This window comes from Micromonospora sp. NPDC000316 (genome assembly GCF_042898885.1).
GTDB lineage: Bacteria > Actinomycetota > Actinomycetes > Mycobacteriales > Micromonosporaceae > Micromonospora.
In genome coordinates this window covers 152,117-164,305 of record NZ_JBIAZG010000012.1, presented here as the reverse complement: position 1 = coordinate 164,305, position 12,189 = coordinate 152,117, and the positions used below count along the sequence as shown (strand labels likewise).

8 protein-coding genes are annotated in these 12,189 nt (G+C 71.5%); all 8 read left to right on the top strand.

The window, feature by feature from the left end:
* Nucleotides 1–282: 282 nt before the first annotated feature.
* The 8 genes from ACFY2Q_RS22155 (at nucleotide 283) to ACFY2Q_RS22120 (ending at nucleotide 12,049) form a co-directional block, all read left to right on the top strand.
* A complete protein-coding gene (locus ACFY2Q_RS22155) occupies nucleotides 283–2,421 on the top strand; it encodes a TOMM precursor leader peptide-binding protein (protein WP_387133185.1) in 2,139 nt (712 codons plus the stop codon).
* A gap of 54 nt (nucleotides 2,422–2,475) precedes the next feature.
* Complete coding sequence (locus ACFY2Q_RS22150) at nucleotides 2,476–2,658, top strand: hypothetical protein (RefSeq protein WP_387133182.1); 183 nt, start codon at nucleotides 2,476–2,478, stop codon at nucleotides 2,656–2,658.
* 451 nt (nucleotides 2,659–3,109) lie between these two features.
* Nucleotides 3,110–3,295 (top strand): thiazolylpeptide-type bacteriocin, encoded by a 186-nt coding sequence (locus ACFY2Q_RS22145; RefSeq protein WP_387133180.1) that lies wholly within the window; start codon nucleotides 3,110–3,112, stop codon nucleotides 3,293–3,295.
* Between the two features lie 94 nt (nucleotides 3,296–3,389).
* Nucleotides 3,390–5,351 (top strand): TOMM precursor leader peptide-binding protein, encoded by a 1,962-nt coding sequence (locus ACFY2Q_RS22140; RefSeq protein ID WP_387133177.1) that lies wholly within the window; start codon nucleotides 3,390–3,392, stop codon nucleotides 5,349–5,351.
* A 10-nt stretch (nucleotides 5,352–5,361) separates the two neighbouring features.
* Nucleotides 5,362–6,969 carry a SagB family peptide dehydrogenase gene (locus tag ACFY2Q_RS22135; protein WP_387133174.1) on the top strand — a complete coding sequence of 536 codons (1,608 nt, stop codon included), beginning with the start codon at nucleotides 5,362–5,364 and terminating at the stop codon, nucleotides 6,967–6,969.
* Nucleotides 6,970–7,006: 37 nt separating this feature from the next.
* Nucleotides 7,007–9,769 carry a lantibiotic dehydratase gene (locus ACFY2Q_RS22130; protein WP_387133171.1) on the top strand — a complete coding sequence of 921 codons (2,763 nt, stop codon included), beginning with the start codon at nucleotides 7,007–7,009 and terminating at the stop codon, nucleotides 9,767–9,769.
* Nucleotides 9,762–10,808, top strand: a complete 1,047-nt coding sequence (locus ACFY2Q_RS22125) for a lantibiotic dehydratase C-terminal domain-containing protein (protein WP_387133168.1) — start codon at nucleotides 9,762–9,764, stop codon at nucleotides 10,806–10,808. The genes ACFY2Q_RS22130 and ACFY2Q_RS22125 overlap by 8 nt, the downstream gene beginning before the upstream one ends.
* Nucleotides 10,805–12,049: a hypothetical protein gene (locus ACFY2Q_RS22120; RefSeq protein WP_387133166.1), complete on the top strand. Its 1,245-nt coding sequence runs from the start codon at nucleotides 10,805–10,807 to the stop codon at nucleotides 12,047–12,049. Before ACFY2Q_RS22125 ends, ACFY2Q_RS22120 begins: the two co-directional genes overlap by 4 nt.
* Nucleotides 12,050–12,189: the final 140 nt, after the last annotated feature.

Below are 12,189 nucleotides of genomic sequence, written 5' to 3'. Positions count from 1 at the left end.
ACCATGGAGAGTCACGCCATCGGGCCACTCCACGTCCGGGGCGCTGGAATAGGCCTCTGACCTGCGGAATGATCCGACGGCGCCCACAGACTAGCCGATGTTGATCTCCTCGGGAAGGTCCACGACGGTTGCCTCGGAAAATTTCCTCCCCCTCCGCAGCTCAGTGCGCATCAATTAGTCTTGGCGCCGGCCGGCGCAAAACAATCTGTTGACGAACGTATTGCCCTTGTGCAGCATGTAGTCACTTTCGAGTTGCTGGTGATCGTTGGCATAGGAGACCGGATGAGCCTGCCGCTGGACGGTGCGGAGACCATGGAAGTGCGGCCCAAGCTGCGCCACGACGTGGTCTTTCTGGATGCGCCGACCGGGGCGTACCTGCGGGGTCCGGACACCGCCTTCCTGATCAAGGGCAGGTCGGCGTTCCGCTGGCTGACCTCGTTGAGCCCGTACCTCACCGGGGAGCACACCCTCGCGCAGCTCACCGCCTCGCTTGACGAGGCGCAGCGGCAGACCGTGCTGACCCTGGTCCGCGCGTTGCTGGCCCGGGGCTTCGCCAAGGACGCCACCGACCGCACCGAGTTGGCGGAGCCGGTGGCCCGCCGGTTCGCCCCGCAGATCGAGTTCATCGACCACTTCGTCGACGATCCCACCGGGCGTTTCCTGCGGTTCCACACCGCCCGCGTGGCGTTGGCCGGTGGGGGGCCGACCCTGCTCGCCGCCGCGAGCGGCCTGCTGCGCAACGGGTGCCTCCAACTCGACCTGTACCCGGACGACGACCCGGCGCGCTACGCGGAGGCGTTGCGGCCGGAGGTGGCGACGCTGCGGGCGGACGGATTGGCAGCCGAGGTCCGGGTGCACGACACCCCTGTCGACGCGAGCGGCGCCGACGCGGTGATCTGCTGCACCGACCGCACGGGCCTGCCCCGCCTGGCCGAGCTGGCCCGGGCCTGCCACCGCGACGGCCCTCTGCTGATCCCGGTGCTCACCGACGACGAGCGGGCGGTGGTCGGCCCGACCGTCGCGCCGGGGCGTACGCCCTGCTGGCTCTGCGCCCACCTGCGGCTCACCGCTGGTGCGCCGGCCGTCGACGCGGCCGAGTTCTGGCGACACCTCGCGGTCGGCGCCGGCCCCGAGGTCCCCGCGCCGTTGCCGGAGGTGACCGCGCGCATGCTCGGCAACGCCGCCGCGTTCGAGGTGTTCCGCGTGCTCACCGGGGCGTTGGCAGCGGACACCGCCGACGGTGTTCTGCTGCTCCAACTGTCCACATTGGTGTCAACGCGGGAGAGGGTGCTGCCCCATCCGGCCTGTCCGGTGTGTCGGGACGTGGACGTGCCCGCGGCGGCCGAACCCGCCGGCTCCGAGGACGAGACGTACCAGCGGGCACAAGTGTTGGTGTCACCGAACGCGGGGGTGTTCACCCAGTTCGTCGACGACCCACTGGAGCAGGCGCCGCTCAAGACCGCCCGGCTGCTGCTGCCCGGCCGACGCGGCCCGCGCGAGGTGACAGCCTTCGACGTGCACACCGTGATGAGCGCCCGGCTGGCCGCGTACCGGGTGGCGGTGCGCGACCACGCCGCCCGCTGGGCCGACCCGGACACCGGTGTGCTCGCCACGGCCGAGCAGCTGCGCGACCGCGGCGAGCACCCGGTGCCGTGGACCGACCTGCACACCGCCAGCGGGGCCGTCCCCGACGACCCATCCCGCCCGGTCCGCTGGCTGCCGGCGACGGTGCTGGGCGGCACCGACACCGTGTGGGTGCCCGCCGCGCTGGCGCTGCCCACCTCGGCCGCGAACGGCACGGGCCTCGCCGAGCGGACGGTCGCCGGCGCGTCAGGCGCCGACACACTCGACGGTGTCATCGACCAGGGCCTCGCCGACGCGCTGGCGTACCACGCGCTGACCGCCGCCATGCGCGGCGCCGGCGGCCTCACCGTGGTCGCCGAAGAGGAGTTGGTGGCCGACGACGACACCGCCTTCGTGGTGAAGGCGGCGCACCGCTTCGGCTGTCAACTCACGGTCTTCGCCCTCGCCGGCGCCGCACCGGCACACGCCGTGCTCGCCGTCACCGAGACCCCCGCCGGACGCGACTGGCGTCTCGCCGCTGGCTTCGACCCGATCGCCACGCGGCTGACCGCCGTACGTGACCTGGTCGGCCGCGTCCAGGTGCGGCACTTCGAGGGGACCGACGTCGACCTCGGCGACCCGGTGCTCGCCGACCTCGAGCCGGCCACCCTCACCGCCGGTGCGGTGAGCGGGGACACCGCGGGCGACCGCACCGACCGCGCCGCCGTGCTGGCCGCACTCGCCGCGCGGGGGACCAGCGCGTTGCTTGTCGAGACCACGACCCGCGACGTGCGCGCCAGCGGGGCGTTCCGCAGCGGTGTGGTCCTGCTGCGCCACCACGGCCGGACGGCCGACTGAAACCGCCACGCAAGTGGTCCGAGCGAGGCACGCACCATGGAAGGAGGTGTAAACATGCCGATCACCCTGAATGACGAGCTCCGCGAGCTGGAGACCGAAACCTTCGAAATCGAGGAGGTGGAGAACGGCGACGAGTTGCTCGCCGCTACCAGCTCCAGCTGCTCCACGTCGAGCTGCTGCAGTTGCAGCACGTCGAGCTGCTGCAGTAGCAGCACCAGCACCTCTAGCTGCGGCTGACCGAGGTAACCGGGGGTTGACCCGAACGCTGACCAACCCAGTCATCCGGTGGGACATCGCATCCGATGCACCAACCGCCGCCGGCCCGCGCCGGCGAGTAGCCCCTGCGTGCCTCCGCTGGCTCCACTGTGGTGGTGCGGACGCAGACCCACCCACGACTGGTGCTGACCTCGGCACAAGGAGACGCTCGTGACCCAACCCCTGGCATCCGTCGCACTGTCCGAATCGGTCCGCGGCGAGCTACACGAGCTGCAGACCGAGACGTTCGGTCGAGGACCTCGCGGATCTGTCCGCCGACCACATGGGTTATTGCAGCGGCAGTCGCAGCACGTCCAGTTGTTGTAGCTGCATCTCGCCGAGTTGCATCGGCATTTGAGCCCGGCACCACCCGACCGCTCCGGACGGCCGGGCGGTGCCGCGGCCCGCGTACGCCCGAGGGGAGGTAGAAGGTATGCCGGATCTGACCGAGGAACTCCGCGCGTTGGAAACCGAGACGTTCGAGATCGAGGACGTCGACGCGATCGACGCGATGGTCATGGCCTGGTCCAGCTCCAGCTGCTCCTGTTCCAGCTGTTGCAGTTGCAGTACGAGCAGTTGCTGCAGCAGCAGCACGAGCACCGGGTGCGGCGGCGGATAGCCACCGCCGCAGGGTCCCCGCCGGCGAGCCACGCCGGCGGGGACCCCCGGTACCGCCCCCTCCACACCACAGCAACCGCAGACAGGTGAACCGCATGATCGTCGACGTCCGGACCACCTCCACCGGATGGGACAGCAGCCTCAAGCAGCTCGGCGAGGCGTTCCACGAACGGCTCCAGGACCGGGCCGGCCAGCCGACCCAGGACCTGCCGCCCGCCGGGATCACCGTGCGCATCGCCGCCCTCGGCCTCACCGACGCGTTCGCCGACACCGGTGAGGGTCTCACAAGCGATGTGGTGCCGATCTGGCTGCATGGCGCGACCGCGTTGGTCGGCCCCCGCTGGACCGGGGGCAGCGAACCGGACGCGCTGCCGGGTCCGTGCCCGCTCTGCGTCCAGCGTCGCTGGCAGGCCATCCGGCTGCGCGAGGAGCGGCACGCCCTGGAGCACGACGCCCCGGTCGGTGTGGTGGCGCCCCTGCCGCACCTGACTCCGTTCGCCATCGACGCGCTCTGGCACCTGTTCCGGCAGGCCTGTCGGACCCCCGCCGGCCGCCCCGGCGTCGCCCTGCTGCACCACCTGCGGATGGACACGCTGGAGACGACACGAGTGGAGGTGCTGGCCGACTCGGAGTGCCCGGCCTGCGCCGACTCGCAGCCGGACACCGCTGAGGCGGCCGTGCCCGCGTTGGTCCGCCGACCGAAGCCCCACCCGACGTCGTACCGGCTGCGCGCGGCCGACGAGCTGGACCTGCCGGTCGGGGCGTTGAGCAACCCCGTCGTCGGCGCGCTCGGCGGCACCGCGCTGCGGGCGTACAACGCCACCGCCACCGCGCCCGTCACCGGCTACTTCCGGGTACGCAGCCGCTACGACCTGCACGAGATGTGGTGGAGCGGACACGCCAACAGCTACGGCGGTAGTGAGACGTTCGCGCTGCTGGAGGGCCTGGAGCGGTACGCCGGTCAATATCCGCGCGCCAGACGCACCGAGGTGTTCGACACCTACACCAACCTCGCCCCGGCCGCGCTCGACCCGTCCGGCCTGGGCTACCACCCGGCGTTCTACCAGGGGCACGGGCACTACTACGCCCCGTACTCCCCGGACGAGCCGATGCACTGGGTGTGGGGGTTCTCGTTGCGCGACGGAGAGCCCCGCCTCGTCCCCGAGCAGCTCGTCTACTACCTGGACCGCCGTACCGACGAGCGCAAGTTCGTCCAGGAGTGCTCCAACGGCTGCGCCAGCGGCAGCTGCCCGGAGGAGGCGTTGCTGCACGGCATGCTGGAGCTGGTCGAACGCGACGCGTTCCTGCTCGCCTGGTACGGCAGGGCACGGCTGGCCGAGATCGACCCCGCGACCTGCCGCGACGAGCGGGTGCACTTCATGCTCGACCGGGTCGACCTGCTCGGCTATGACGTCCGCCTGTTCGACACCCGCGCCGACCTGCCGATCCCGGTGGTCACGGCGGTGGCCGTCAAACGCGGCGACGGCCTCGGCCAACTCTGCTTCGCCGCCGGCGCCAGCTTCGACCCGGACGACGCGGTCCGCGCGGCGCTGTGCGAGACCGCCTCCTACGTGCCCGGCTTCGACGAGCGGGTCGCCGCCAGCGAGCCCGAGCTGCGGGAGATGATCCGTGACTACACCCGGGTCACCGAGCTGAGCCACCACGCCCTGCTCTACGGGCTGCCGGAGATGGCGCAGCACGCGGCGTTCCTCTTCGACGACCCACCGATGCGGTCCATGTCCGAGCTGTACGGCGACTGGCTCGCCACCCGGCCGGACAACGACGACCTGCGCGCCGACATGTCGTACCTCGCCGGCCTGATCGCCGGCCTCGGCGGCGACGTCGTCGCGGTCGACCAGACCTGCCCCGAGCAGCAGGTCGCCGGGGTGCACACGATGGCCGTGGTGGCCCCGTCGCTGGTCCCGATCGACTTCGGCTGGCAGCGACAACGGGTGCTCTGGAGCGAGCGCCTGGACCGGTACGTGGCTCGTGGGCGACACGGACCGGACGGGCTGGGCGCCACCGGCCGTAACCCCCACCCGCACCCCTTCCCGTAGGAGCAGCGCCATGCAGCAGGAGGCCATCGAGGTCGTCCGGGAGTACACCGAGGCGGTGTTCCGGCGCGCCCGTACGCCAATGGAACCACTCAACTACGAGGTGGACTGGGCTGACCAGCCGTCGCGGCACAAGAGCTATCCGGACGCCCCTCGGCTGCCGTTGCCCGCCCCACCGCCTGACCTGCCGACCCTGCGGGACCTGCACACCGGCGAGCACCTGCCGCCGGTCACCGGCTGGTCGCTGGCCCGACTGGCCGCACTCCTGCGGTTGTCGTACGGGGTGCTGGACCGGCGGTTGACAGTCAACTGGAACCAGGACCTCGCCCAGCGGGCGCACTTCGAGCACGCGGTGTGGGGGCGCGGCACCGCGTCCGGCGGCGGGATGTACCCGGTCGAGTTGTACCTGGTGGTGGGGGCCGGAGGGCCACTGCTGCCGGGTGTCTACCACTACCACACCGGCTCGCACGTGCTGGAACGGCTGCTGCTCGGCGACGTCACCCCGACCGTGCGCGCCGCCCTCGGCGGCGACGCGGCTCCCGGCGACAGCTACCTGCTGGCCGGCATCCGGTTCTGGAAGAACTCGTTCAAGTACAACAGCTTCTCCTACCACGTGGTCACCCAGGATCTCGGCGCGCTGCTCGGCTCCTGGGACCTGTTGGCGCCCGCGCTGGGCGTACCCCTGCGACGGTTGCTCTGCTTCGACCCTGCGCCCCTGCAACGGTTGCTCGATCTCGACGGCGACGCGGAGAGCATCTTCGCGGTCGTGCCCGTGACGTGGGACGGCGCTGCGGGCGGACGCCCGGCGGCTGAGCCCGTGGACGCGGACGTGCGGACCCGGTACACCGCGTTCGAGCGGTCCCGGCGGGTCCGCGACTTCGCCGCGGTCACCGCGGTGCATCGGGCGGCGGCGGCCCCCTGCGTGCCCGCCCCGGACGACGCCGGCACCGCCACGCCCCGCGACCTGCCCGGTGACCCGGTCGCGCTGCCCGCCGTGCAGCTCGACCGACTCGCGAGTCCACTCTCGACGGTGTTGGCCAGCCGATCCAGCAGCTTCGGCCGGTTCCGGCGTCCACCCGACGTGACGGCCGCCGAACTTGGCACCACCCTCGCGTTCGCCGCCGCCGGCCGCCGCTACCCGGGGGACGTCAAACGGCCCGACGGCGGGCCCGAGCTGACCCGGCTGTGGGTGTTCGCCAACCACGTCGACGGGCTGCCGGCCGGCACCTACGCCTACTGCGAACGCCGGCACGCCCTGCTGCCTGCCGCCCCGGCGCCCGACGAGGGGATGGCCGCCTTCCTGCAACAGCAGTACTTCCTCACCAACTACACGATGGGTCAGGTCGGCGCGGTGCTGGCCATCTCGGGGCGCCCCGACGCGGTGCTCGACGTGTTCGGGCCGCGCGGCTACCGGATCCTCAACGCCGAGGTGGGCACGGTCGCTCAGCGGGCCTACTGCGCGGCCACCGCCCAGGACCTCGGGTGCGGCGCGGTCCTCGGCTTCGACAACGTCGCGATGAACACCGCCCTCGGGCTGGACGGCACCGACGAACGCACAGTGCTCTTCCTGCTGCTCGGGCGGCACCCGCAGGCCACCGCCGACGTGGCGTACCGGCTGTGACCCCCCGACCCGCTCCGAACCGACGAAGGAGAGACCTGTGACGGTGTCCCTGCCCGCACGACCGGTGAGTCCGATCTCCTGGCGGATGGCCGGGGTGTTCATGCTGCGCACCGCCGGACTGCCGATCGAGGTCACCGACCGGCTCGCCTTCGACCGCAGCGCCGGATGGGCCAGCCGGGTGCTCGACCTGGAGGCACGGCTCCGCACCACCGGACTGGGCCTGGCCGACGCTTTGCAGAGCGCGGTGGGCCGAAACCTGACCGACGACGGTCTGCGGCGGCGGCTCATCCGGCTGCGCCGCGACGTGTTCAACCTCCGTGCGCCCCGCCCAGCCGATCCGGCGGCCTGGCCGGTCGAGGCGTTGGGCACGGACACCCACCGGGAGTTGACCCGCTGGCTGGACACCTTCGCGGCGTACCACGAGGAACTGGCCGCCGGCCCGACGGTTTTCGACGACGAGTTGGCCAGCCGGCGGACCGTCCTGCGCGCCCTCGCCGACGACCCGGACCTGCGCGGCGGCATCCTGCTCGCCTCCCCGTCCCTGGACCGCTACCTCGACGGCTACGTCAACGGGACCGGAGCCCTGGGGAAGCGGGCCCGCCGCATCGAGCGGTCACTGCTGGAGTACGCCTACCGCACCGCCGCCAAGACCAGCCCGTTCAGCCGGCTGACCACTGTGAACGTGGGCACCTTCGCAAGCGGCACCGGCGAGCTGCTGCACGCCGTGCCCGACGGCACCGCCGCGGCGACGCGTGGCAGCGCCCGGCTCAACCTCGCCGCGCTGGGTCGCCTGTCGGCGATCGTGCTCGCCGACGAGAAACTGCGCCCCGACCTGCCGGTGACCCTTACCACCGGGTGGCGCATCGCCCACGGCCGGCTGCGCTACCTGCGCCGCCGTCGGATCAGCTCCGAGGACGGCGACGCCGCGATCACCCTGGAGTCGATCCACGAGTCGCTGTTCGTGCTGCCCACCGGGCGGGTGCTGCACGACATCCTGGCCGCCCTCGACGGCGGGCGGGTACGACGGATGGCCGACCTGGTCACCGAGCTGGCCACCGACGGACGGCCCGCCGACGAGATCGCCCAGTACCTGCACCATCTGCTGCGGGTCGGCCTGCTGGTGGTGCCGAACCTGCAACTGGACATCCACGCCGACGACCCCGTCGAGGGCTACCGGGGCGCGCTGCGGCAGATCGACCGGGACTGGTCCGATCGGCTCGCCGAGCGGGTGGCCACCGCCAACCGGCTGGCCACCGCGTACCCGGCTCAGGACGTGCCGGGCCGCCGCCAGGCGCTCGACGGGATCCGCGACGAACTGGTCGCCGCACACGCCGATCTGGGACGGGTGGACATCCCGGCCCCCCGCACCCTTGTCTACGAGGACGCCACCCGGCAGACCGACGGCCCGGTCACGGCCGACCAGGCCCGCTGGGAACGGGAGATCCTGCCCGGTCTGCGGGCGCTCGCGCGGATCATGCCGGTGTTCGACATCAACCTGCCCCGCCGGCTGGCCACCAAGGGTTTCTTCCGGGCCCGGTACGGCGACGGCGGGCGCTGCGACGACCTGCTCACCTTCGCCCACGAGTTCCAGCAGGACTTCTTCGAGCACTACAGCGGCCGGATGATGCGCCGCCGCGCGTTCGACGAGGACAACCGCTACGTCCGGCAGGAGAACTGGTTCCGGCAGGACGAGATCACCGCGCTGGACGACGCCCGGCAGGAGGTGGCCCGGCGGATGAACGAGGCGTACGACCGTCTGCCCGCCGGCGCCGAGGAGCTGCGGCTCGACGAGACGTTCATGAACGACGTCGCCGCCATGGTGCCCGAGACGCTCGGCACGCTCGACCCCCGGTCGTTCTTCCTCCAAATCGCCGACCAGGGCGGCCAGCACCGGGTGGTGGTCAATCGGATCTATTCCGGAATGACGCTGCTCTTCTCGCGCTTCGCGCACCTCTTCGCTGGGCAGGACCTCGCTGGTGCGCTGCGCGCCGAACTCCTGCGCCTGCAGCCGCCCGGCGCCGTGCTGGCCGAACTCAAAGGCGGGTACGACGCGACGAACCTCAACCTGCACCCCGTGGTCACCCCGTACGAGCTGGTGTGCCCTGGGGAGATCAGCCACCGACCGGCGGCCGAGCAGATCGACATGGACGACCTCAGCGTCGAACACGACCCGGTCACCGACCGGCTGCTGCTGCGCTCGCGCCGCCTCGACGCCGAGGTCATCCCGGTCTACCTCGGGTTCCTGCTGCCGATGGCGCTGCCGGAGGTCCAGCAGGTGCTGCTCACCTTCGCCTACCTGGGCATGGCCCAGCCCGACCTGTGGGCCGGCACGACAGTTCCGCTGCCCGGCCGGGGAATCGCCGACTACCCGCGCATCGTGCACGGCGACCTGGTGCTGCAACGCCGGATGTGGAAGCTGCACCCGGACCACCTGCCGACCCGTACGCCGGAGCAGAGCGACGCGCAGTGGTTCCTGGCCTGGCAGCGGTGGCGACGCGACAACGCCCTGCCCCGGCGTGTCTTCGCCGCCCCGGAAGGCGGCCGGCTCACCCCGGCGGCCGGCGACGACGGCGCTCAGGCCACGGCCCGCCCGGACCACAAGCCGCTCTACGTGGACTTCGACAGCCACTTCTCGCTGCAACTGCTGGACGCGACGGCACGCGCCGCGGGCAGCCGGCTGGTGCTGACCGAGATGCTGCCGGGCCGCGACGAGCAGCTGGTGCGCGGCGACGCCGGCACGTACGTCACCGAGCTGACCGTGGAACTCAACGGTGTCCGAGACGGAGTGAACGATGACTGAATACCCCTCGCCGGTCGCCCACGGCTGGCTCAGCGTGCACGTCTTCTACGCCAGCAACGCCAACCCGATGCTCGTCGAAGGCGTCCGGCCGCTTGTGGACGAGTTGCGGGCCGAAGGGCTGATCAGCCGCTACTTCTTCATCAAGTACTGGATGGAGGGGCCACACGTACGTCTGCGGGTGCTGCCCGCGCCGGGCGTCGACCCGGCGGTGGTCCGGGCCCGGGTGGACGCGGCCATCGGGGCGTTCCTGCGCCGCCGGCCCGCCCTGTACGAGGTGGACAGCGCCGGTCTCGGTGACCTGTACAAGCAGATGTTCCTCGCCGAGTACAGCCAGCAGCGGTGGGACGAGGAATATGGTCCGGACGGCGTCATGCCCATGCGGGCGAACAACAGCCACCACCACATCCCGTACGAGCGGGAGTACGGCCGCTACGGCGGTCCCGCCGGCATCGAACTGGCTGAGTGGCACTTCGAGCACTCCAGCGACGTGGTGCTCGACCTGCTGGCCACCACGAACGTGCACGTCCGACCGGTGCTGCTCGGCCTCTCCGCCCAGCTGACGATGATGATGTGCGCCGTCTTTCTCGACGACGACCAGCGGATCGCCGGGTTCCTCGACGAGTACCGGAGCTTCTGGGAGGTCTCCTACGCGGAGCCGAGCGACGACTACCACGCCAGCTTCGACACCAGCTACCGCCGGATGGACGCCGCGCTGCGCGGCCGGCTCGCCGACATCTGCGTGGCGGCCCGGGACCGGACGTCCGGGCGTCTCGGCGGCGTCGAAGGTCGCTGGCTGGACCACTGCACCGCGCTGCGGGACCGGGTGGTGGCCCTCGTCGAGGGCGGCGAGTTGCTGTTCCAACGCGGCGGCGGCGACCTCACACCCGTCACCGACCTCGCCGCCGCGCTGCCCATCCTGCTCAGCTCGTACGTGCACATGACCAACAACCGGCTCGGGGTGAGCATCCTGGACGAGATCTACCTGTCGTACCTGCTGCGGGCCGCGCTGCTCGACGAGGCGCCGGCCGGCGCGCGATGACCACCGTCGACGCGACCTGGACGCGCCCTCGACTGCGCGACGGGGTGGCGCTCGGCCCCGGGCAGTGGCGCGGCGAGAAGCTCATCCACCATGTCCGCGACGCCGAGACCGGCTGGTTCTACCGGGTCGGCCCACGGGAGCACTTCCTCCTCTCCCGGATGGACGGCACTCGCACCCTCGACGACATCGCCGTCGAGTACGCCGCGACCTACCAGCGCCGGCTCGGGCCGGAGAACTGGCAGCAGCTCTTCGGCATGCTGCACCGCCGGCAGCTGCTCGACGGCGCCACCGACCCGGAGGCGATCGCCCGGCTGACCGCGTCCGCCGCCGAGGGTGCGGCGAAGGCCCGGCGCGGGCCGCTGTCGGCCCGGTGGCCGCTGTTCGACCCGGACACGCTCTTCACCTGGCTGCTGCCCCGAATCGGTCCGCTGTTCAGTTGGTGGTTCGTGCTGCCCGCCCTGCTGGCCGCGCTGGTCGTGACCGGGTATGTCGGGGCGAACCTGCCGGATCTGCTGGCCGGAACGGGCGGTGGTCACCGCCCGCTCGCCGCGATCATGGCGGCCGTGGTGATCAGCTGGCTGATCATCTTGCTGCACGAGTGCGCGCACGGGTTGACCTGCCGGCACTTCGGCGGGCGGGTCAGCGAAATCGGGGTGATGTGGCGGTTTCCGCTGCTGGCGCCGTACTGCAAGGTCGACGACATCGTGCTGTTCACCCCCCGGCGGCGGGTCGCCACCGCATTCGCCGGCGTGTTCGTCAGCATGCTCGCCCTGGTGCCGTTCGCCGTCATCCGAGCCGTCGCCGAGCCGGGCGTGCTACACGACCTGGCCGGCGCCATGCTGCTGTTCGGCACCGCGACCGTCGCGCTCAACCTGGTGCCGTTCCTGCGACTGGACGGCTACCACATGCTCGGCCACGCCCTCAACCTCGCCGACCTGCGGGCCGACACGTACCGGTTCTGGGGTCGGCTGCTGCGCGGCGGTCGTCGTGCGACAGCCGACTATCGTCGCCGGGAAAGACTGATCTACACCGGGTACGGAGTGGCGTCGGTGGTCTTCGTGGCGACCGTGCTGACCCTGCTGATCCGCTTCTGGTACGGCTCGCTGGCCGGTTGGATCGGGCCGGGCTGGGCGGTGACAGTGCTGGTGGCCGAAGCGGTGGTGCTGCTGGCGCTCGCTGGCCACCTGGCCCGCCGCCGCCGCGCCGCGACCGCCGACGAGGCACGCGGCAGCGACACTTGAGCTGGACGGATCATCCATGACATTCTTGACCGTCGATAACTTCCGCGCGGGGAGCTGACACCCGTCCAACGGGCATCCGGGGTCCGATCAGGGCTCCCGGACGGACGGGTGACTCACTGTTCGTTCTCCGTGAAGGAACC

What these genes read in the sequence shown, in the direction of transcription:
- ACFY2Q_RS22155 (WP_387133185.1), top strand. Translation starts at nt 283, where the DNA reads ATGAGCCTGCCGCTGGACGGTGCGGAGACCATGGAAGTGCGGCCCAAG.
- ACFY2Q_RS22145 (WP_387133180.1), top strand. Translation starts at nt 3,110, where the DNA reads ATGCCGGATCTGACCGAGGAACTCCGCGCGTTGGAAACCGAGACGTTC.
- ACFY2Q_RS22150 (WP_387133182.1), top strand. Translation starts at nt 2,476, where the DNA reads ATGCCGATCACCCTGAATGACGAGCTCCGCGAGCTGGAGACCGAAACC.
- ACFY2Q_RS22140 (WP_387133177.1), top strand. Translation starts at nt 3,390, where the DNA reads ATGATCGTCGACGTCCGGACCACCTCCACCGGATGGGACAGCAGCCTC.
- ACFY2Q_RS22135 (WP_387133174.1), top strand. Translation starts at nt 5,362, where the DNA reads ATGCAGCAGGAGGCCATCGAGGTCGTCCGGGAGTACACCGAGGCGGTG.
- ACFY2Q_RS22125 (WP_387133168.1), top strand. Translation starts at nt 9,762, where the DNA reads ATGACTGAATACCCCTCGCCGGTCGCCCACGGCTGGCTCAGCGTGCAC.
- ACFY2Q_RS22120 (WP_387133166.1), top strand. Translation starts at nt 10,805, where the DNA reads ATGACCACCGTCGACGCGACCTGGACGCGCCCTCGACTGCGCGACGGG.